Genomic DNA, 20,514 nt, shown 5'->3' on the forward strand with positions numbered 1-20,514 from the left:
CCGCCATTCTCGCGGCGCTGGTCAGCAGGATACGGGTTCGGTAGTTGCCGGCGTTTTTGAATCCGCGGCCGGTGCGTTTGATGTTCTTGATGCCGGTGTTCGCGGCCTCGACCTTCGCGGTCGTGGCGCCGGTGACGATGAGCACCTCGATGGCCTCCCACCAGGCGATGATCGTATCGTAGAGCCGGTCGGTCTCTGGCATGTTCGCCACCATCACGTAGTAGCCCAGGCGCATTCGCTCCTGCCACGCATCAGCGAGAGTGGTGGTGGCCAACAGCCGGCGGAGCTGCTCCTTGATGCCCCAGGCGGCGGAGAGCTCATCGGTGGGGTCATCCTCGCGGAACACTCGATCCAGGCGTGCCCAGCCACGTGCGGAGAGCGTGTCGGCCCCGCGCAGCAGGAGCCTGCGGTTGGCCCAGGACGCATCGCGCTTGCGGCCCCGGCGCCCGTGCTGGTCGCGGGTCAAGCGCTGGCGCACCCGGGTCACGGCGTCGTTCGCGAGCTTGATCAGGTGGAACTTGTCGACCGAGACCGGCGCCTGGGGCAGGTAGGTGTGCAGGGCCTTGCGGAACGCGGCGGAGGGGTCGATGGCGACGACCTCGATGCGGTCCCGCCATGCCTGGGACCGGGCGGACAGCCAGGTGCCCACTGCGGCCGAGTCGCGCCCGTCCACGATCCCCAGGACCTGCCCGGTGGTCAGATCGACCAGGGTGGTCATCCACGGCTCATACCGCCGCCAGGTGCCGGTCTCGTCATGGAAGAAGCGCACCGACCGGTAGCGGTGCTCATCGATGCCCAGCCGCGTCACGGGCACGTCGTCGACATCGGGCAGCACCACGGCAGCCGCGGCGCTCAGCGCGGCCTGGACCAGGTGCCACGACACACCGCGGGCGCGGGCGACCTCGGCGACCGCACGCCCGGCATCGATCACCGCCGCGGTGACCTGGTCCTTCAACCGGGTCGTGGAGCGGGCGAATCTGGGCACCTGGTCGGTGGCCTCGGCGAAGGTGCCCCGCCCGCACAGGTCCTCATCGCAGAACCAGCGCCGCTTGGCCCACCAGACCTCCACCGCGCCAGCGACCGGGATGTCCCGCAGGCACTGCACCCGGCGGGAATGGACCCGCTCGGCGATCACCCCGCACTCGGGGCAACCCGGCGGGCAGGTCGAGGCGATCGTGATCCGCCGACCCCCGCCCGGCAGGTCGACCGCATCAATGACGCGGTAGTCGGGCAGGTTGAAGATGGTGCTCGCGGCATCACGCCGCGAGCCCGTAGGCTCATTCACAGCTCGTGGTCCTCGCTACTCGATGGATGTCCGACAACACCCATCACAGCAGGGCCACGAGCCCCTCCCTCTCTACGGCGCGGCCGGCACCTTCACCACGAACCACGGAGAGCCGTCATACTGCCGCGTAGCGGTGCCGCGTGCGTCGAGCAGTTCGAGGAACTTCTTCCGGAGATCCGTAGGCTTACTCAGCAGACGATTGAGCGTTGGACCGCATCCCCGCGGCGCGACGAACACGTATCGGTCCGGAAGACAATAGAAGGCATCCACCACACCGTGGAAAATCTTCAGCATCTCCGGGAATGCGTCCGACACAGTGAGTGATCCGTCGTAATGTTTGGCCTGGAAGCAGTCCCATGCGTCTTCTAGGCCACGGTCGCTCTTGAACGCGGCGACATCGACGCCGCGGTCTCCGGAGCCTCCGAGTTGTTTGATCTGTCGATACGAAACAGTGACTCCGGTTGCCCACTCGGTGATGAAGACTTCCCACTCGTCTGGTGAATAGAAGTAGATGCGGTGGGCTGGAGGTACGGGCGATCCAGGAAGCGCTGGGGCTGGCGAGCCCGGCACGACGGGGACAGGAAAGTCGATGAGTTCGGGGGCACCGCCGCCTGCATGCGGCTGGGTCGCCAGGGACACGCGGCACCTCCTCGTTCGAGCGTCGTCACCGCCAATCCTATGAGATAGCGCTGCTCTGCTCTGCGATCGTCAGCTCGTGGGTCGTGAGAAGCCCTGTGTGGTTCGGGTCCATTAGTCGCAGGCGCGTCAGGAAGGTGCCAACGCGTGACGGACGGGACGCGGCCCGTGGATGTGGCCCCGCTCCCGGAAGTTGGGAGCCAGGCCGGTACTGCAAGTGAGGAGCCCGCTAGTGGTCGGGGTCGTCGCTGCTGAGCGGGTAGTCAGCGAAGCGAGCGTTAGCTTCGGTGTACGCCTGCTTGACGGCGATCAGGTTCTCCTCGACGGAGCTCGTCGTGCGGTCGTTGGTGACGTGGATGTCGACTCCGGCGTCGTGGAGCTGCTGGACGACGGCGACGTGATCGGCGTACTTGGAGCCGAGCCGAGCGAGGTCGGTGACGATGAGCCCGGTCACGTCCTCCCGCTCGACGGCATCGAGCACGCCTTGCAGACCGTAGCGACTGCGCCCGACGTCGGTGAAGACCTCGGTGACGGTCATGCCGTGCTCGTCGGCGTAGCGGCGGCAGTCGACTTCTTGCTGATCCAGCCAGGTCGGGTTCTCTGCCGCGCTGTACCGGTAGGTGACGGCCTTCATGACGCACCTCCGGCCATGACCAGAACCTCATCCGGCGTAGTACGCGACTCGGATTCACGGCGAGCAGCGCGACGCTGGACGTGCTCTCGGTAGCGGACGCGGGCGAGGGCGATGAGGCTCATCGGGCCGAGCCAGAGCATCTTGAGCGCGTTCCATGCGCACAGCTGGACGACCAGGTGGAGCCAGCCGGGACCGCCCTGCTCGATGTGGTCGGTCAGGAACTTGACGGCGGCGATGTAGGGGGCGGCGAGCAGCATCGCGGGAACGTCCCATTTGAGTCCGCAGCGGGTGTAGACGGCATCGCGGATGCGGTTCGTCGGGAAGAGCCGGCGGGCCGGTTCCAGGTTCTGGGCGGTGTTCTCGCTCTGGCGCCAGCGGCGTCGGACGCGGTCGCTGAGGAACATCGGTGGGCCTCCATTCAACACGGTTCGAATGATCGAGAAGCGGCGTGTTGGTGGTGGCCCCCGGAAGGGGCGATCCCGAAGGACCCTACAGATGGAATGCCTGCGCTTCACCTCCTAGTTTACGCCGGGGCCTGGCGAAGGGGAAGGTCTCGTCGCGATGCCGGGTGCACCTGCGCTGGTAGTGCCTGGTGAGTGGAAGGACCCGGTCATGGTTGCTCTGGCTAACTACGCCTCCGATGAGCGGACGGCCCGCGTGATGCTCTCGATGATGATCGAGCCCGCCGACCGCACCGCCGGCCGCCTGCTGCGCCGCGAAGGCGCCGTCGAGACCCTCCGGCTCCTCGACGCGGGCGGGCCGATGCCCGGCGTCCGGGCTGAGGAAGCAGCGATCCTGCACCACACCGCGCAGCACTTCGCTTCACGGCAGCCTCGGCGATGAGCTGGCGGGGGCGCTGGACGGGTCGTATGCGCCGCTGATCCCTGGCGATGCGCACTGGCCGGTCTCAGTGGACGCACTGGGCGATCGTGCCCCATACGTGCTGTGGACGAAGGGGGCGACCTCGTTCCTCGCAGTCCGGCAGGAAACCCGGGTGACGATCACCGGTTCACGGGCATCGACCAGTTACGGCGATCACGTCGCCGGAGAGCTCGCGCACGATGCGTCGCACGCGGAGCAGATCGTGGTCTCCGGCGGCGCCTACGGCATCGACGACGCCGCCCACCGCGCTGCGCTGAGTAGCGGCGGGCAGACGATCGCGGTGGTGCCCGGCGGGCCGGACCGGCTCTACCCGGCGGGGCATCGCGACATGCTCGAACGGGTCGGCGATGTGGGGTTGCTGATGAGTGAGATGCCGCCCGGGGCGGCGCCGACCCGGCACCGGTTCATCGCCCGCGGCCGGCTCCTGGCGGCACTGTCCTCGGCGACGGTGATCGTGGAAGCCGGGGCACGCTCCGGCTCCCTGCACGTCGCCCGCGAAGCGCATGCCCTCGGTCGTGGGGTTGGGGCGGTGCCCGGGCCGGTCACGTCCGCGGCGAGCACCGGCACACATCTGCTGCTGAGCGAGGGCACCGCCGCCCTCGTCACCGGCCACCACGACCTCGCCACCCTCACCAGCGACCGACGACGCCAGGCCCCGGCACGAACCACGGGGCTGAGCGCCGGTCGCGATCTCGATGCCGTCGATCAGTACCGGCCCGGCCGCTCCCTCTGATCCGCGGGTCAGAGCGCGCGGCCCTGCCGGGCCTCCATGGTGGGGTCCGGCTGCTCGGTGTTCGGGGTATGGCGGCTGAGCTGCTGGGCCCGGGTGAGCGCGGCGGTGGCGCGGGCGGCGTCGAGTTTCTGCGCATCCGATCCGGGCCCTGGGCCGAGCGGGGTGTCGTCGGTGATCTGGTACCGGTCGCGGTACGCGGCGACGACACGGCCGGCCTGCCGCCATGGCTGCGCCGTCCGTGCGTCCGCGGGCTTGGTCCCGAGCGCGGCCGTCCATGGTTCTCCCTCGTTCAGGTCGCGGTCGAGGACCGCGGATGCGCGGTGTTCGATCAGCTCTTCGCGTTCGGTGAGGGCGTGGTGCATCTCGGGGTCGGTGACGCCGGAGGCGTACGGGATAAGCCCGACGATCAGCCGTGGCGATCGGCGGGTGCGTCCGGACCCGGCGGGGCGGGCGGTGGCGCGGGCGAGGCGGTGATGCAGGACCGAGGCGATGTCGTCGGCATCGGCGAAGTCCCGCGCCGCCACCAGGCGTGGGAACAGGGCGTCGAGGTCGTGATGGTTAGCCTCGGCCCGGCGCAGCTCGGCGGATAGGGCACCGTAGGCGTCGGAGCCGAGCACCATGTCGACCTGCCCCTCGGTGAGGCCGGAGGTTTCGAGGAGGGTGGCCCAGCGGTCGTGCTGGCCGGCTTGGGCGATGGTCTCGTACTCCGCCGCCAACTGAGCGATGGACCCCCAGCACTCTTGCTCGGCGGTGATGGTCTCGTGCGCGGACAGCTCGGCGCCGACGTGCTGGAGCACCCCGTACAGAACGCTGCGGGCGGTGGCGTCGGGGTTGTCGGAGGGGTGCGGGGCGACATGGGCGTCGTCTGTGGTGTCGGTGGCGACGTGGGCGTAGCTCCCGTGCCGGCCGCGGGTCATCGCGACGTAGAAGTTCTCCCGCGTGGTCGTCGCCGTCACGACCGTGTGCGCGGTGTCGACCGTGACGCCTTGGGCGCGGTGCCCGGTGATCGCATACCCGAGTTCGACCTGTTCGGCGACGTAGGCGGCGGGTAGCACGAGTGAGCCGCCGAAGCGTCGTCCGGCGGGGCGGACGGTGATCGACCCATCGCTGGAAACGGCGGTGATGGTCCAGCGGTCGCCGTTGCGCACCCAGTTCTTGCCGTTCTTGGACCGCAGGCGCCGGTCGTTCTCCCTTGTGATGACCCGGTCACCCTTGGATGCCTGGGTGCCGTCGTGCAGGGTGACTTCTCGGCTGGGGGTGATCGTGCGGTCGAGGATGAGGTCGGCGCGGGCCCGCTCGTTGAGTTGGGTGACGGTCTCGCGGGTTTCGGCGACGAGGATCGACGCCCACCCCGCTTGCACGTCGGCCCGCCAGGCGGTGTAGGCGGCATCGATCATCGCGTCCTGTTCCCCGCTGCGCACTCGGTCGTGCTCGATGAGCGTGTCGATGGCCTGGGTACGGCCGTGCCGCAGGGCCAGCGAGTTGGCCTTCTCCCATTGATGGGTGAACCGGTGTACGTCGACCAGTTCGGGGGCGTCGCCGCGGTCGTGGACGAGCATCCCGAACGCCCCGCCCGCATCCACCGCCTGGAGTTGCGACCAGTCGCCCACGAGGAGGACTTTCGCGCCGGCTTGTTCGGCGAGGCCGGTGATGCGATCGAGGGAGCCGGTGCCGGCCAGGGATGCTTCGTCGAGGATCACGAGCTGGTCCTTGTCGAACGTGGTTCCGTGGAGGAGGTGCATCTGCCACCAGCGGGCCGTGTTTTCCGTCGCGATCCCCAGTTCCTCGCCGAGCACCTGTGCCGCGTTCTCCGACGGGGCGAGCCCGACCACGCTGCCTGTGCCGTGCCGCTGCTCCCAGGCCCGCTTCAACGCGCTCATCGCTGTCGTCTTCCCTGCACCTGCTGGCCCGACGAGCACGTCGACGACCCGGCCCGACACGGCGATCCGCTGTAGGGCATCGGCCTGATCGGGGCCGAGCCGGCGGCCCTCCGTATCCGGTCTGCTGGTGATCTTCTCGACGGTGGCCAGTTCCACGGTCGGCCCGGTCGTGGCGTGGGAGCGGTCGAGGAGGCGGTCTTCCGCGGCCAGCAGTTCTTCGGTGGAGTAAAGGACGGCGCTGGGGTGGCGGAAGCGGCTTGATCCGTCGGGGCGGCGGAACACGATCGGGCTCGATGCCAGCTCCGGCGGCGTCAACCGCAGCGACGCCTGTTCGGCGGCGTCGGTGACCATGCCGGTGATCGCCTCCCTGTCAGCGGCGGTCGCGAACCGGATGCCCATGAGCTGCCGGCTCGCCTCGGAGTGGAGGTTCCAGCGCCGCCACGCCGACCGTTTCTCACCCACCGCCGCGACGACGGACTGGCCGAGGTCGGTGATGGTGTCCAGGGGTACATCGTCGGCTCGCAACAGCGCCGCCTGCTCCCCGGTGCCGGTGAGAGTGCGCGCCCAGCCGGTCGCGTCCTCACCGAGGACCTCGCCGGCGCGGTGGCGCCAGTTGGCGGTAAGGGCAGCGAGCGACTGCACCCGCTTCTCCGGACGAGTCGCGAGGGTCGCCTGGGCGCGGAGCTTCAGGATCGTCTTCGCCGACGGCTCACGGCCATGCTTGGCCCGGTAAGTGTCGATCAGGCGAGTCTTCTCCTCCTCGATCTGCCGCGACCGCGACGAGAACTCCGAGATCAGCTCGTCCGGCACCGGCGCAAGCTCCCATGCCGGGTTCCGATCCCGGCCCCGCTCCCTGGCCTCCCACTCGATCCCGAACATGCCCGTGATCCGATCAGCGAGGATCGCGTTGTACAGCTCGGACAGCGCGACGACCGAGGCGTGCACCGGGCGACCGGCGAGGGTGCGCCATTTCTGATCTTGCACCGTCAGCACTTTGTTGCTGACCACGACGTGCGTGTGCAACTGCGGATCACCACTGCGTGAGTCGTAGTGGTCGAACGCGGTTGCGAGGACGCCGGCGACATCGACATGCGCGACCGCGCCCTCCGGCCCGGCGGCACCGACGCGCGTGGTCGCAACCTCGCGTTCGAGGAACGCAACCACCTCCGCAACCGCCTGATGATGGGCGTCTGCGATCAGGGATTGCGTGCCTCCGTCCGCAACACCCCACCACGCCGACAGCGACTTCGGCACCGAGAACGTCAAGTCATACCCCGCGACCGCCCGGCGGGTGCCGCGCTCAGCCTCCTCCGCCTCGATCGCCGCGACCTGCTCCGCACGAGACACCGGCCCCAGCTCCGAGTCAAGGTCAGCGACCCGCTGATCGACGCGCTCCTGCACGCTCGCGTACTGCCGATACGCCTCACCCAGCGGCTCACCCGTGATCGGGTCGCGACCCATCCCGACCAGGAGCTGAAGCTGAGCCTCGGAGACCCGGCCGCCCTCGGTGAGCTCGCCGCCGCCGAGGTACGGCAGGCCCGACCCCATCCAAAACCCGGGAGGAGTTCCCTCCTCCGTGTAATACCTCGTCAACGGGGTCGAGAGCGAGCGGTCGCCGTCACCGGCGGCGACGGTGCGCAGCAGGTACTCGTAACCGTCGCCGGCGCTCATCACTCGCATCGAGACCGTCATACCGACCAGGTGAGCCGACGGCATCTCACAACGGCGAAGCGTCTCAACCTCCCGTTGTCAACTTAGGTTGACGGCAGGGGCCTCGCTTGAAAGACGTATGGCGGCTCACGAGGCAGGAGACAAAGAGCGGGGCCGGGCCGTGGGCAAGACATCTTTGCGGAACTCTCGCAGGAAGGGGACGGGATAAACTGACCGTCGATGGCCAGGACCGCAGGTCTTGGATAATATGGAACCGATGAAGACCAGCAAGGCCCACAGCGGCCGTTCCCGGGAAGGCTATCTGGTCGTTCCCTGATCCGTGCGCCTCCTTGCGTCAATGCGATCCCAGAATCACATCGGCGACGACAAGGAGAATCCATGACTGCACACTTCAACCACACCATCATCGCTTCGCTTGACACCACGGCCATGGCCGAGTTCTACATCGACATGCTGGAAGCAACACCCGCTGAGTCGTGGGGCGCGTTCACGAACATCCAGATCGGCAGCGGGGTGATGCTCCAGTTCGCCGGCCCTCTCCCGTTCGAGTTCCCGCCACAGCATTACGCGTACCTCTTGGACGACGAGCACTTCGCCCGCGCCTACGCGAAGATCAGGGAACGGGACTGGGACCACTGGGCCGACCCGCAGCGCACGAGACCCGGAGAGATCAACCATGAACACGGCGGGCGAGGCGTCTATCTGCTCGACCCGTCCGGCCACTATCTCGAACTCATCACGCAACCGTACCTGTAAGAGCTGCGCCTGCCGGCCAAGAACCTCTGCTACTCAAAATGAGCGGCAGGGGTTCTTGCTGTCCTGAGCCCTTGAGCCGCCCCCTTCATTCGGTCCGGTCGCTGTGCGAGTCGTCGGTTTCCGATTGATGGGTGCATTGCCGAGCGTAGTCGACGGGTGCGAGGTAGCCGAGCGATGAATGCCGGCGGTCGTGGTTGTATTCGGTCTTCCAGTCGCCGATCACGACCTGGGCGTGGAGCAGCGAGTAGAAGCTGTTGATGTTCAGGCACTCGTCGCGGAGCCTGCTGTTGAACGACTCGACGTACCCGTTGTGCCAGGGCGAGCCGGGCGGGATGTAGAACAGGCCGGTGCGGGTGCCGGCCCAGTGGGCCATCGCGTCGCTGATGAACTCGGGGCCGTTGTCGGATCGGAGCACCGCGGGGGCGCCGCGGACTGCGACGAGGTCCTCGAGGTGGGCGGTGAGCCGGTCCGCGGTGATCGACCGTTCGACGAGCCCGCCGATGCACTCGCGGGTGTGCTCGTCGACGATGGAGCAGATCTTGATCGGACGGCCCTGCTCGTCCGTGTCGAACTGGAAGTCCACCGCCCACACGAGGTTCGGTGCGACCGCTGCCGGGGCGTCGACGGTCGAAGACCCAACGCGTTTGCGGCGACGCCGCTGCGGGACGCGCAGCCCTTCCTCGCGCCAGAGCCGTTGGATCTTCTTGTGATTCACGACCCACCCCTCGCCGCGGGCATCGTGGTAGGCCCTGCGGCATCCCCACCGCGGGTGCTTCTTCGCATACGCCCGCAGCCAGTCCCGCAACGCCAGGTCCGGGTCGGCTGTCGTCTCGCCCTGGAGCGGGCGACGGTATGCGGACCTGCTCAGCCCGGCCAGACGGCACACCATTCGTTCGCTCACCCGCAGCTTGCGCTTGAGGTGGTCGACGGCGGCGCGGCGCCTGCCCGGGCCTAGAAGTTTCCCTCAGCCAGCTCCCTCAGGGCAGCCTTCTCGAGCTCTGCCTCGGCGAGCAGTCGCTTGAGCGTGGCGTTCTGCTTCTCGAGCTCCTTCAGCCGCTTCGCGTCGTCGGCCTTCAATCCGCCGTACTGGTTCCGCCACCGGTAGTACGTCTGCTCGGACACTCCGAGCTCTCGACACACCCCGGCGATGTCGCTCCCGCCCGCGAGCATCCTGTCGGCCTGCCCGAGCTTACGGACGACCTGCTCCGGAGTGTGACGCTTCCTGCTGTTCGTCATGATCTGACCAGTCTCCCTGCCCGGACCCCCGGGCAACAGGACGACTCACACAACCACCGGACCTACCGAACGGGGTCAGCCCAGACGCTCCGGCGGAGGTCCGTGACAGAGAGGTCGAGGACGATGCGTTCGATGCTCATGACGAGATTATTGCTCCGGCGCACTGTTGTCGCCTGCTGCCGGCATGGTTTACGGCGGACTGCACGGTCGCCGTAACGCCCCTGACCGTGACGCCCGTCGCCCACGGGATGAGCAGCCGGGACCCAGGATTCGCGAGCACCTGTGGCAGGGCGTGGGCTTAGCGAAGGTGATCGCAATTAGGAGCAGCGTCTAGAGGGCATCACGATCGCGCATGAAGGTGTTCACGTACTGCGTGATCGCTTCGGCTTCGTCGACGAGCAGCGCGTGACTGGCGTTGGGAAAACGTTTGACCTCGGACTCGGGAGCACGGCGCCGAAGGGTCGCTTCAGCTCTGCGGGGGACGAACCGGCTTTTTCCGCCGAGTAGGACCGCAACCCGCGAGTCGAATGCGGCCCATTCGCTCGGGGCGATGCGCTGTGGGCGCGGCGTCCCTGCCTGCACGAACTCTCGCCTGCTGGCGATAAGCAGGTCGAGTGTTGTTGATTCGGGCAGCTTTCCTCCTCGTACCCAGGCCAAGTACGAGCGATATCGTTCTTCATCGCCGAGCAACATGGCGAGCATTCGTGCCCATGTTCCCAGGGGGATCGGCGCAAGGGACCCGGGTGGGTCCAGCGCAGTGACGCTCTGGAGGCGGGAGGGGAAGCGGACGAGCTGGTTCAGTGCGGCCCAGCCACCGTAAGAGAAACCCACCAGGTGCACTTTCTCGATCCCCAGGCCGTCGAGGGTCTGCTCGAGCCATGATGCAACCTCCGCGCCCGTCGGAAGTGGCTTGGTCTGGACGCTCCGGCCGGCGTCCCAGATGGTGTCAACGGCAAAGATCTGCCGCTCGGACTCCCAGGCGCTGACGAATGGGCCCCACGAGGCGATCGTGCTTCCGCCACCGGGAAGAAGGAGGGCCGGGATGGTAGCGCGGCGCGTCCGCGATTCCGACACCACCGTCGTTCCGTAGCTCGTCTCGACTTGGTGGTCGACTCGCGCGGGCCAGGTCTCCATCGCTCGGTCGAAGGCGCGCATGAAGCGTGCCCGGGCATCAGCGCCTCGGAACCTTCCCACGGCACCAGGCATATGTCGAGTGTAACAACCTGCTTGACCGTGGGTACCTCGTGACCCAGTTTAGGAACATGTTCGAAAAAGAAGCCGGGCGAACGCCCGGGAGCGATGAAGTGAATCCCCTGGCCTACGGCCGACGGACCCTTGGGGCGGCGGCGGCGCTTTCGGCCGTCCCTGCGGTTGCAGCGGCCATCGATCAACAATCAGCTCGCACCTTGCACTCACATGCCGTGAACATGTACAGCGCGCACGATGTGCCTGTCGACTCTGGCCTGCTGTATTTCATCGTTTATGCGGTCGCCGGATCGCTGGTGGTACTTTGGTTGACAGTTGCGGTCACAGCATGGGTGAGCCGGAGGGTTGCGTCAGGTGTCGGCGCTCTACTAGTGCTTGCGAACGGTGCCACGGCTCTCGCGATGCTCTTCGCGACCGAGTACGGGAGTGTCGTCTTCCCGATGCAGTGGGGTGTCCTCATTGCGTTGCCCGCCATCGCAGGAGCCCTCGCCGTAACACTGCTGTTCCGTGGTGCGAAACGGTGACTGGAATGCTGGGCCTCGTCGAAGGAGTCACCCGTGGTCGAGAGAACCGATCAGCCGCAGGTCGGGCGGCGCAGAGGTCGCCCCCCCCCCGGCGACGTCTCAAGCCGACATTCTCGCTGCAGCCTGGCGCGTGATCGAGGCACAAGGATGGGAGAGCCTCACCATCCGTGGTCTCGCCCGGGAGCTCGGGATCGGAGCCGCGACGATCTATCACCACGTCCGTGATCGCGAGGACCTACTGGTCCGACTGATCAGTGAATACGCTGCCGAAATACCGCGTCCCGAGCTGCCATCCGAACCGCGCGAGACGATATGCGTGGCGGCGGTGGCCCTCCATGAGGCGTTGCGCGAGCTGCCGTGGGCGGCCGAGGTCCTCACCGTCGATGGATTCGTCGGGCGGCTCAGTGATGACGCACTATGGTTCGTTGAGGCCATGCTCGACGGCGCACGTCGCGGCGGATGTAGCCGGGAAGAAGCAGTCGCACTGTTCCGCAACATCTGGTACTTCACCATTGGAGAGCTGCTAGTCCACTACCGCAGCAGCGATACTTCCGAGACCACGGTGGATCGTTCAAAACTGATCGATGAGACCGTAGCGCCATTTGAAGGGCGAAACGCCGAGAAGGTTCCCGAACTGGCCTCGATAGGTCGTGACTGGCCCGCACTGGCGGCTCAGGACACCTTTTCGGGCGGTGTCCGGGCACTCATACAGGTAGCGCTCGGCGAGGCCAGCCGGCGATCCTGAATCGCTCTCGCGCAAGTCTCCGGTCCCTCGAATGCGAGGCGAAAAGCCCCGCTCAGTTACCCGTTAATGGTCTGCTTCCAGACATCGCGAGGTGTACTGAGCCGCCCCCGCCGGGGAACGCCACGCGACCAGTCTCTCGCTGAGCCTGGACATGCGGGCCGCGGCCCGGCAGATCCGCACCGCCGGCGGCGGCATCAAGGGCGCGGCGAACGTGCTCCGCCAGGAGATGGCGACCCTGACCGCCACGCTGCGGGCCGCGGACCTCACCCCGACCGGATGGTTGAGCACCGGTCAGCTCGCGGTCATGCTGCGCACCGCCTATGACCCGGCGATCGGCCCCACGCTGGAGCGGCACGGGCAGCTCGGGCAGGACCTCGCCACTGCCGGCCCGGTCGCCGTCGCCGAGACCTGGACGAGACTGCGCACCGACTCCGGCTACCACTGCGTGCTCTGGATCAGCGAATGGCCCAGAGCGATGGTCTACCCCGGGTTCCTCGCCCCGGTCGCCCTGTCCACGGGTATCCAGCGGTCGATCTCGCTGCTGTGCACCCCGCTGCGCACCGACCAGGCCGTCCGCGACATCCGCAAGAAGAAGGTCGAGTACATCTCGGACCAGGCGCAGCGGGCGAAGATCGGGCAGATCCAGGACGCCTCCCAGACCGCCGAATACGAGGACGTGCTCCGGCAGGAAGCCGACCTCACCGCCGGTCACGGCGTGCTCCGCTACACCGGTCTGATCGCCGTCACCGCCCCCACCATCGAAGAGCTCGATACCGCGGTCGCCGCGATCGAACAGTCCGCGATCCAGGCCTCCTGCGAAACCCGCCTCCTCGTCGGCCAGCAGGCCCAGGCCTTCACCGCCGCCGCGTTGCCGCTCGCACGCCGCATCTGAGATGTGGTCAGTCGGCGGGCTTGACCAGGATCGCGGCTCCGGGGTCGACATCGGCGGCTGCGGCGAGGGTCGGGAGCTCGGCACCGTCGAGGCCGGCCATCTCCAGCGCGGCCTGTCCGGACAGATGCGCCGAGCGCACCGATTGCCCGTTCGCGATGGAGGCGTAGAACTGGGCGGCGTAGTTGATGGCGTCGCCGTCGTCGATGCTGTCGGCCATGCCGATGGCGAACGGCACGACCTCTGCGACGAGTTGATCGATCTGCGCGGCGGATTTGCAGGCGTTGAGCAGCACGAGCAGCGGCGGATCGTCGGTCGCGGCGATCGCGCGTGAGAACGCTCGCGCCGTGACGACCTGGCCTTCGTGTGGTGCGTCGGTGTCGTGCTCGAAGACGATGAGGTCTTCGTTGCTGTGGCCGGAGAAGTGCACGACGTGCGGGCGGAACTTGGTGATGCCGTCCAGCAGGTCGCTCGCGGTCACGGCAGGGCGGACATCGAGGTCGATCAGGTCCCGGTGCAGCGCGGATTCGACCGCGGAGCGGATGCGCTTTTGCTCTCGTCCGACGCGCAGATCGCCTTCGGAGGATGCGCCGAGCAACAGGACACGCAGTTTCTCTGGCTTGGGTGCCCGCAGTTCTCGTAGGGCTTCGCCGACGGCGTGTTCGGTGCGGTCGAATCGGGCTTCGGTCGCCGCGCGTTCGGCGGCCGCACGCCGATCGGCAGCGGTCTGCTCTCGCTTGCGTTTGCGCTCGGCCGCGTCGGCCTCGGAGCGCTCTGCTCTTGCGAGCTTGGTCTGGAGGTCTGCTTCCTGCTTCCGGTAGCCGGATGCCTTGTCCTGCCACTTGCTGGCTTCGCTGCCGGCGGACGCGGCCTCCTTGTCGCGCTGGGTGGCCCGGCTCAGCTTCGACTTCTGGGCGGCCGCGCTCTTGGTCTTCGCCGCCTCCTGCCTGCCCTGTCGGCCTCGGCACGCTTCTTCGACTCCTTGTTCCGGTACTCACCGGCCTTCTTCTCCGCGTCGACGCGCTGCTTCCTCTTGCGCTCCAGCTCCCCGCGGTACTGCTGTGATCCCAACTCGGCTCCTCTCGATTCACCTGCTTGGCAACGCTATCCGGCACCACTGACACAGCAGAGCCGCGCGCACCTGGGAGCACAGCGCCCCGCCCCCTCTCACCTCCGGGGCCGGGGCGCTGCCCCCTTGTCCGTTCTTGTTCGTAGAGGAGTCTGCTCATGCCGACGTTCGATGATCCGCACGCTGATGCCCGCGAGGCCGCCGAGGCGGTGCGGGGGCTCGCGCACGCCACCCAGCGTGTCGAGGACCCCGATGTGCTCTACCCGGTCATCGGGGAGCTGATGGCGGCCATGCGGTCGCTGGGTCAGGTGCTCGACCAGCTCGGCCGCGCTCACTAGCAGCACACCGCCCGCGCCGCGACTGTTACCGGCAGCCGAGAGGAGGGAAGCCAGTTCGCCTTCGAGGCCGCGGCTGCGCTCCATGAAGCAGCCGCCTACGTCGGCCGCGCCGACTCGGTGCTCGACCGAGCCCTGAACCGGTCCGGGCGCATCGCCTGGCAGCCCGAACACGCCCCGCACCGATGGGTCAGCGTCGTGTTCCTCCAAGGCGAGGAGGCCGACCCGGTGATGGAGATCATCGACCGCCAGGGCACGGACGCCGCAATCGCCTACCTCGCCGGCTGGGACCAGGGCGACGACACCATCTCTGATGCGATGGAGAACGGGTACGTCTACGACACCGCCCCGCAGACACCGGCGGATCGGCTCGCGACCTCCGGTGACTACGCCCTGACCTACAGCCCGGACCTGAACTACGTATGCCTCTCCCGCCGCATCGACGCCCCTAACCCGGACCTCGATGCGCCCGCCTCCATCACCGAGACGACGCATCAGCGGCCAGGGCGGCATCGCGGGACCGCACGGTCGGAGGGGGCGTCGTGGTTCCTGCCGGACGCGATCGCCGAGGTCGCCGAGAACCGGGGCCTGACCCGATGAGCACCGAGAAGGAGGCAGAGCGCCTGCACACCACGGTGCTCGTCGCCCCCGCGAAGGAACGTCGCCGCCTGCGTAAGCAGCGCCGCGCCGCAGCGGCCGAGCTCGCCGTCGAGCAGCGCCGGAAGGCAATGTCCGAGGCGAAGGCGAAGAAGGCGCGGGAGCGGGAGGAGCGGAAGGCGACCCGGTATCTGCCCGCCGTCGGCGAGCCCGGCCCGGCCATGTTGCGGACGCCGGGGCGGTTCCGGCTGCCGCGGCATCAGGACACCTCTGCCGTGCTGGCCGGGGCGTTCCCGTTCCTCGCGGAAGGGGGTCTCGGCTCGCAGGGCGTGTTCGTCGGACAAGACCTCTACAGTGGCGGGTCGTTCGTGTATGACCCGTGGGTGCTGTACGCAAACGGGGTCATCACCGCCCCGAATCTTGTCTTGGCGGGGATCGTCGGCAGCGGCAAATCCTCGCTCGCGAAGTCGCTCTATACGCGCTCGCTCGGGTTCGGGAGGCGGGTCTACATCCCCGGTGACCCCAAGGGTGAGCACAGCGCGGTCGCCGAGGCCGTCGGGGGCCGGGCGATCAAGCTCGGCCACGGCCTGCCCTCCCGCCTGAACCCCCTGGACGAGGGGTATCGGCCGTCCGGGATGAGCGATGAGCAGTGGCTGGCGACGGTCACCTCGCGGCGGCGGGATCTGATCGGCGCGCTCACCGAGACCGTGCTGGCGCGGCCGATGACCCCGCTGGAGCACACTGCGATCGACGCAGCCCTCGCCGCGACGATGCGGGGCAACGATGTGCCGATCCTGCCGATGATCGTCGACCATCTCCTCGACCCCGACGATGATGCAGATGGGCGACTGCAGGAAGACGGCCGGATCGTCGGGCACGCGCTGCGCCGCCTGGTCCGCGGCGACCTGGCGGGCTTGTTCGATGGCCCCTCGACGGAGGTGTTCGATCCGTCGCTGCCGATGATCTCACTCGACCTGTCGCAGGTCACGGAGAACTCGACCCTCATCAGTGCGCTCATGACCTGCTCGTCGGCGTGGATGGAGGCCGCGCTGCTGGACCCGGCGGGCGGGCAGCGGTGGGTGATCTACGACGAGGCATGGCGGCTCATGTCGCAGCCGGCGCTGCTGAAGCGGATGGACGCTCACTGGCGTCTGACCCGCGCCTACGGGATCGCGAACGCGATGATCTTCCACAAGGTCTCCGACCTCGACAACGTCGGCGACGAAGGCTCCGCCATGCGAGGCCTGGCCAACAGCCTCCTCGCCAACGCGGAGACCAGGATCATCTACCGGCAGGAATCCGACCAGCTCGGCCCGACCTCCGCCGCGCTCGGCCTGACCGGCACCGAACAGGCGCTGCTGCCGACTCTCGGGGTCGGGCAGGGGTTGTGGAAGATCAAGGGCGAGTCCTACGTGGTCCAGCACCAGCTGCACCCTGCCGAAAATCGGCTCTTCGACACGAGCTCACGCGCATCGGCCCGCACCTGAGCCAGACGGGGCGGGTGCACCTGGGGGCATGAAACACACCCATGCCCCTGCCGCTGAGTCGTCCGTCGTGCCGGTGTCGGTGCCGTTGCTCGTGCTCGATGTGCACGACGACGGCACCCTCACGGCCACTCTCGACGGGAAGCCCCTCGCCCCGCCCGAGGGTGTGCCGGCGTGGCGGCGGGGCCTGTTCGGGCAGATCATCGACCACGCCACCCAGGACCACGCGATCCCGGTACGGGTGACGGTGCACGAATGCGACGGCAGCACCTTCACCGACATCCTCCCCGCCGCGAAACGCCCTAAGCCCGCCCCGGCAGCTCCGGTGGAGAAGTCGGAGCCCGTGAAGACGGCGAGGCGGCGGCGGGCTGCTGATCCGGTGCGGGTCGATGGCGGTGAGGGGTTCATCGCCGGTGAGGACGTCGCGATCGCCCTGATCACCGGGCACACCGACGCGACCCATGAAGGACGAGTCCGGGAGGTCCTCGATCCCGCCGTCATCGCCGCGACGAAGGCCGGCGAGGTGGTGCTGGTCGGCCGGGTCTCAGGCACGATCGTCGTCCGGGGTCTGTCGTGACCGGCCCGCACACCCGGCCCGGCAGCGGGGCGATGGGTGATGAGCTCACGAACCTGGTCCTAATCGCCGTCGGCGGGCTACTCGGGGTCGCGTTCGTGCTGCGCGCCGCGGGCAGCGTGGCCGCGTTCCTCACCGGCAGCCCGCAGCCCACAGCTGGCGCGGTCGGCGGCGTCGCGGTGTTCTTCGACCCCGCTGACCCCGGCGGGCAGCTCGGCGCCGCGGGGTTGAATCCGGTCGTCTACTGGATCACCGCCGCCCTCATGCTCGGCGTGCTGGTCGTAGCGGGGTTCTGGGTCTGGGGCGTGGTGCGGCGGACGATGCGGCAGGCCGCGCGTGATCCGCACCGGCAGGAAGGCACCGCCACCCGTCACGAGGTCGCCCAGGCCGCCTCCGCGCGGGTGCTCCTGCGGCGGGCCGGCACGCTGCGGCCCACGCTGGAGTATCCGGCGCCGGGGGATGTCGGATACCGGCTCGGCACCGCCCATCACCAGGAAGTCTGGGCGTCGGTCGAGGACTCGATGCTGCTCGTCGGGGCGCCCCGCAGCGGCAAGGGCCTGTTCCTGGTGATCCCGGCGATCCTCGACGCACCCGGCGCCGTCGTCACCACGTCGACGCGGCCGGACAACGTCACCGCGTGCCTGCGCGCCCGGAAACGGATCGGCCCGGTCGCGGTGTTCGATCCCCAGCATCTCGCCGAAGGCCTGCCCGCGGGGCTGCGCTGGTCGCCTATCCGGGGGTGCGAGTCTCCGCAGACCGCGATGATCCGCGCCGCCGGCCTGGCGTCGGCCACCGGTTTGTCCGCGGGCGGGGTGGAGGGTGGCGACTTCTGGGAAGGCAAGACGCGGGCGGCGCTGCAAGCGCTGCTGCACGCCGCCGCCCTGGACCGCCGCAGTCCGACCGAGCTGTTCCGGTGGACTCTCGATCCGACGTCCGCGGCGGATGCGGTCGCGATCCTCACCAACCATGCCGACGCCGCGACCGGGTGGGCCGACTCCCTGGCGTCGATGATCGACGCCGACCCCCGCACCCGCGATTCCATCTGGCAAGGCGTCTCCCTGTCGCTGGCGGCGCTGGCTGATCCGCGGGTGCTCGATGCGGTCTCCCCGGCACCGGGTGAGGAGTTCGATCCCGAAGCGTTCATCCGCGACCGGGGCACGCTGTTCCTCCTCGCCACCGGCGCAGGAGCCGGCAACAGCGCCGCGCTCGTCGCGGCCCTCGTGGAGGATCTGGTCGAGACCGCCCGGCGCATGGCGGCCCGGTCGGCGGGGGCGCGGCTTGATCCGCCGATGCTGCTCGCTCTCGACGAGATCGGGAACCTCGCACCTCTTCCGAGACTGCCCGTCCTCATGGCCGAAGGCGGCGGCACCGGCATCACCACCCTCGCCGTGCTCCAATCGCTCGCGCAGGCCCGCGACAAGTGGAACGAGCACCAGGCCGGCGCGATCTGGGATGCCTCCATCGTGAAAGTGATCCTCGGCGGCGCCTCCAACTCCCGCGATCTCCAGGACCTGTCGACGTTGATCGGGGAACGTGACGAGCTGACCGACTCGACCACGGTCGGCGACTACGGCTCCCGCTCCAACCAGCGCTCCGTCCGGCGGGTGGCGATCCTGCCGCCGGATCGCATCCGCAGCCTCCCGTTCGGCACCGCCGTCACCCTGCTCCGCTCCGCGCCGCCGATCATCACCGACATGCGCGGCTGGCCCGACCGCCCCGAGGGCGCCCAGCTCAAAGCCGACCGAGCCGAGATCGAACGCCTCCTGCACGACACCCACCAGCACGAGTGAGCCGGGGAAGACCGGGAGCACCTGCCTGCCCCAGCGACCCCGACCAGATGCGGGTCGCGTGAGCAGAGCACCGGGAGCATCCGATGAACGAGCAGCCAACCAACCCCGACCCCGAGATCGGCGAAGCCTTCTACGGGTTCGTCGCCTCCAACCCGCAGCCGACAACGCACAACGGCACGAAGCGCCTGTACTTCCGGGCCGGGCAGGAGCACTACGAGTTCGCACCCGACGGGTCGCGCACCAAGCTCCCCACGACCTTCCACGATGTCGTCGCGTTTCGAGGAGCGGCCGAGAGCGGCGACGTGAAGCTCGCCAAGGGTGACTGGTTCCTCGCGATCGGCCGCACCCAGTCGAGCACCAACCCGAACACCGGGATCGAGTCGACGGAGTTCATCGCCAGCCGGCTCGGACACGACATGGCCCGCATGAACACGCAGGTCGGCCCTCCGCGCCGTCTGTCACAGATGGAGTCCCCAGACCGGCAACAGCCGCAGCGGCAGGTCACCTTCGAGCCCGTCGAGCAGGACCAGCCCGAGCACGAGCAGCCCGCACGGGCCATGTGAGCAGAGGCGAGACATGATGAGCGAGGAGAACGCGCTTCCGCCCGACGACCCCGATGTCGAGGGTTGGGAGGACGAGGACTTCGATGCGATCGGCGCCGGTGTTGACGTGCCGGGGCCGCCGCGGCCGGTGAACTGGAACCTGCTGCTCTCCCATGACCTCGAAGCCGAATGGCTGGCCCTGAACCGCTGGGTCGAATGGCTGAGGAGGACTTACGCGCTGCCGGCGTCGGTGATCCCGCCGTACTGGCACCGCCACCCCGAGCTGCAGTGGGAGCTGTCCGCACTGCATCTGCACTGGCTCGCCGCCTACGACCCCGAGCAGAACGCGTCCGCGGCGATCGGGTGGCACCGCGACTTCGCCGCCGCCCGGCAGCGCCTGCGCGACTGGGTCGCCGCCTCCGGCACCCGCCTGGACCGCGACCGCCCCTCCCGGCAGACCGCCTGGCCCGGCGAACCACCCGCACCCGCGATCGAGGACACCCCGATCACCGACCGGCGCGAGGACTTCATCGCGTTCGTGATCGAGCAGGTCGCCCGCCGCAAAGCCGCCGAAGACGCCGTTTTCGCCCGCCTCGATGACCAGGACATCGATCCGACGGACGGGTGAGCGGTGATGGTGCGGAACTACCAGCGCAAGACCGACCGGCCCTCCGCGGACCGGAACCTGCGCGTGACGTTCACCAGGCGGGAGCAAATCGATGTGGAGAAGGTCGCCGAAGTCCTCATCCGGGTCGCGCTGCGCGAGGCCGGCAGCAGCAGCCCGGTCGGGCAGGCCGGCGCCCAGCTCCGGGCGCTGTTGACCAGCGAACGGTAGAATCGATCGCGTAAGCACGTCCACCAGGGCGCTCCCGGCTTACCCTCTGTTGCCCGAACCCGTCGCGGTTCGGCGGGCCCCTTCCATCTGTGTCGTGACAGCCTCTCGGCGCCCGCACCCGACCCCGTTTCCGGGGTGGGTGAGAGCCCGAAAGGCACGTCACGACCATGACGCTCCTCGACCTCCCACAAGGCATCGACCTCGGAGCCCT

General features: G+C 68.5%; 21 protein-coding genes and 1 pseudogene. 14 read left to right on the forward strand and 8 right to left on the reverse strand.

Going from position 1 to position 20,514, the window contains the following annotated elements; all coding sequences use genetic code 11:
• From K338_RS0118715 to K338_RS0118725, 4 genes are all read right to left on the reverse strand, one after another.
• Window positions 1–1,285, reverse strand: a 1,285-nt coding sequence (locus K338_RS0118715) for an ISL3 family transposase (protein ID WP_022919688.1), incomplete at its 3' end; no start/stop codon positions are given.
• A gap of 72 nt (window positions 1,286–1,357) precedes the next feature.
• A complete protein-coding gene (locus K338_RS25735; protein ID WP_157612644.1) occupies window positions 1,358–1,924 on the reverse strand; it encodes a PDDEXK family nuclease in 567 nt (188 codons plus the stop codon).
• Between the two features lie 226 nt (window positions 1,925–2,150).
• A complete protein-coding gene (locus tag K338_RS0118720) occupies window positions 2,151–2,555 on the reverse strand; it encodes a recombinase family protein (RefSeq protein WP_022919689.1) in 405 nt (134 codons plus the stop codon).
• Window positions 2,552–2,959 carry a hypothetical protein gene (locus K338_RS0118725; protein ID WP_022919690.1) on the reverse strand — a complete coding sequence of 136 codons (408 nt, stop codon included), beginning with the start codon at window positions 2,957–2,959 and terminating at the stop codon, window positions 2,552–2,554. Before K338_RS0118725 ends, K338_RS0118720 begins: the two co-directional genes overlap by 4 nt.
• Window positions 2,960–3,167: 208 nt before the next feature.
• On the opposite strand from K338_RS0118725, the gene K338_RS25740 reads away from it, so the two are divergent.
• On the forward strand, window positions 3,168–3,398 hold the full coding sequence (locus K338_RS25740; protein WP_211218266.1) for a hypothetical protein: 231 nt from the start codon (window positions 3,168–3,170) through the stop codon (window positions 3,396–3,398).
• Window positions 3,399–3,495: 97 nt separating this feature from the next.
• Window positions 3,496–4,170, forward strand: coding sequence for a DNA-processing protein DprA (locus K338_RS23975; RefSeq protein WP_483826391.1), 675 nt, complete (start codon window positions 3,496–3,498; stop codon window positions 4,168–4,170).
• An 8-nt stretch (window positions 4,171–4,178) separates the two neighbouring features.
• Here K338_RS23975 and mobF read toward each other — a convergent pair whose 3' ends face one another.
• The gene (gene mobF / locus K338_RS0118740; RefSeq protein WP_027287042.1) at window positions 4,179–7,742 is read right to left on the reverse strand and encodes a MobF family relaxase; all 3,564 of its coding nucleotides are present in this window, start codon (window positions 7,740–7,742) and stop codon (window positions 4,179–4,181) included.
• Between the two features lie 357 nt (window positions 7,743–8,099).
• On the opposite strand from mobF, the gene K338_RS0118745 reads away from it, so the two are divergent.
• Complete coding sequence (locus K338_RS0118745) at window positions 8,100–8,477, forward strand: VOC family protein (RefSeq protein ID WP_022919692.1); 378 nt, start codon at window positions 8,100–8,102, stop codon at window positions 8,475–8,477.
• A gap of 85 nt (window positions 8,478–8,562) precedes the next feature.
• Here the strand turns inward: K338_RS0118745 and K338_RS0118750 are convergent.
• A protein-coding gene (locus K338_RS0118750) for an IS3-like element ISAar43 family transposase (protein ID WP_157612646.1) occupies window positions 8,563–9,713 on the reverse strand; the annotation gives its coding sequence in 2 pieces (ribosomal slippage) (window positions 8,563–9,443 and window positions 9,443–9,713; 1,152 coding nt in all).
• Window positions 9,714–10,043: 330 nt separating this feature from the next.
• Window positions 10,044–10,868, reverse strand: a complete 825-nt coding sequence (locus K338_RS24840; protein ID WP_051155004.1) for an alpha/beta fold hydrolase — start codon at window positions 10,866–10,868, stop codon at window positions 10,044–10,046.
• 107 nt (window positions 10,869–10,975) lie between these two features.
• Here K338_RS24840 and K338_RS25745 point away from each other — a divergent pair, with 107 nt between their 5' ends.
• From K338_RS25745 to K338_RS23990, 3 genes and pseudogenes are all read left to right on the forward strand, one after another.
• Window positions 10,976–11,443: a hypothetical protein gene (locus K338_RS25745; RefSeq protein ID WP_157612647.1), complete on the forward strand. Its 468-nt coding sequence runs from the start codon at window positions 10,976–10,978 to the stop codon at window positions 11,441–11,443.
• Window positions 11,430–12,188, forward strand: a complete 759-nt coding sequence (locus tag K338_RS23985) for a TetR/AcrR family transcriptional regulator (protein ID WP_281166631.1) — start codon at window positions 11,430–11,432, stop codon at window positions 12,186–12,188. The genes K338_RS25745 and K338_RS23985 overlap by 14 nt, the downstream gene beginning before the upstream one ends.
• Before the next feature lie 100 nt (window positions 12,189–12,288).
• Window positions 12,289–13,080: pseudogene (locus K338_RS23990) on the forward strand (SCO6880 family protein); the annotation flags it as partial.
• Between the two features lie 7 nt (window positions 13,081–13,087).
• On the opposite strand, the gene K338_RS26310 reads toward K338_RS23990, so the two are convergent.
• Window positions 13,088–13,675: a CHAT domain-containing protein gene (locus tag K338_RS26310; RefSeq protein ID WP_245543010.1), complete on the reverse strand. Its 588-nt coding sequence runs from the start codon at window positions 13,673–13,675 to the stop codon at window positions 13,088–13,090.
• Window positions 13,676–14,304: 629 nt separating this feature from the next.
• On the opposite strand from K338_RS26310, the gene K338_RS26040 reads away from it, so the two are divergent.
• The 8 genes from K338_RS26040 to K338_RS0118815 all read left to right on the forward strand — a co-directional run bounded on the left by K338_RS26040 (window position 14,305) and on the right by K338_RS0118815 (window position 20,303).
• Window positions 14,305–14,484 (forward strand): hypothetical protein, encoded by a 180-nt coding sequence (locus K338_RS26040; protein ID WP_211218268.1) that lies wholly within the window; start codon window positions 14,305–14,307, stop codon window positions 14,482–14,484.
• Window positions 14,485–14,679: 195 nt separating this feature from the next.
• On the forward strand, window positions 14,680–15,081 hold the full coding sequence (locus tag K338_RS26045) for a hypothetical protein (RefSeq protein WP_211218269.1): 402 nt from the start codon (window positions 14,680–14,682) through the stop codon (window positions 15,079–15,081).
• Complete coding sequence (locus K338_RS0118790; protein ID WP_022919698.1) at window positions 15,078–16,565, forward strand: ATP-binding protein; 1,488 nt, start codon at window positions 15,078–15,080, stop codon at window positions 16,563–16,565. Before K338_RS26045 ends, K338_RS0118790 begins: the two co-directional genes overlap by 4 nt.
• Before the next feature lie 28 nt (window positions 16,566–16,593).
• Entirely contained in the window at window positions 16,594–17,139 is a 546-nt protein-coding gene (locus K338_RS0118795; RefSeq protein ID WP_022919699.1) for a hypothetical protein, read from the forward strand.
• A 32-nt stretch (window positions 17,140–17,171) separates the two neighbouring features.
• The gene (locus tag K338_RS0118800; RefSeq protein ID WP_040654449.1) at window positions 17,172–18,926 is read left to right on the forward strand and encodes a type IV secretory system conjugative DNA transfer family protein; all 1,755 of its coding nucleotides are present in this window, start codon (window positions 17,172–17,174) and stop codon (window positions 18,924–18,926) included.
• Between the two features lie 83 nt (window positions 18,927–19,009).
• On the forward strand, window positions 19,010–19,489 hold the full coding sequence (locus K338_RS0118805; RefSeq protein WP_022919701.1) for a single-stranded DNA-binding protein: 480 nt from the start codon (window positions 19,010–19,012) through the stop codon (window positions 19,487–19,489).
• Between the two features lie 16 nt (window positions 19,490–19,505).
• Complete coding sequence (locus K338_RS0118810; RefSeq protein WP_040654453.1) at window positions 19,506–20,096, forward strand: hypothetical protein; 591 nt, start codon at window positions 19,506–19,508, stop codon at window positions 20,094–20,096.
• Window positions 20,097–20,102: 6 nt separating this feature from the next.
• Window positions 20,103–20,303 carry a hypothetical protein gene (locus K338_RS0118815; protein ID WP_022919703.1) on the forward strand — a complete coding sequence of 67 codons (201 nt, stop codon included), beginning with the start codon at window positions 20,103–20,105 and terminating at the stop codon, window positions 20,301–20,303.
• The last annotated feature ends 211 nt before the right edge of the window (window positions 20,304–20,514 follow it).

Source organism: Ruania albidiflava DSM 18029 (assembly GCF_000421225.1).
Classification (GTDB): domain Bacteria; phylum Actinomycetota; class Actinomycetes; order Actinomycetales; family Beutenbergiaceae; genus Ruania; species Ruania albidiflava.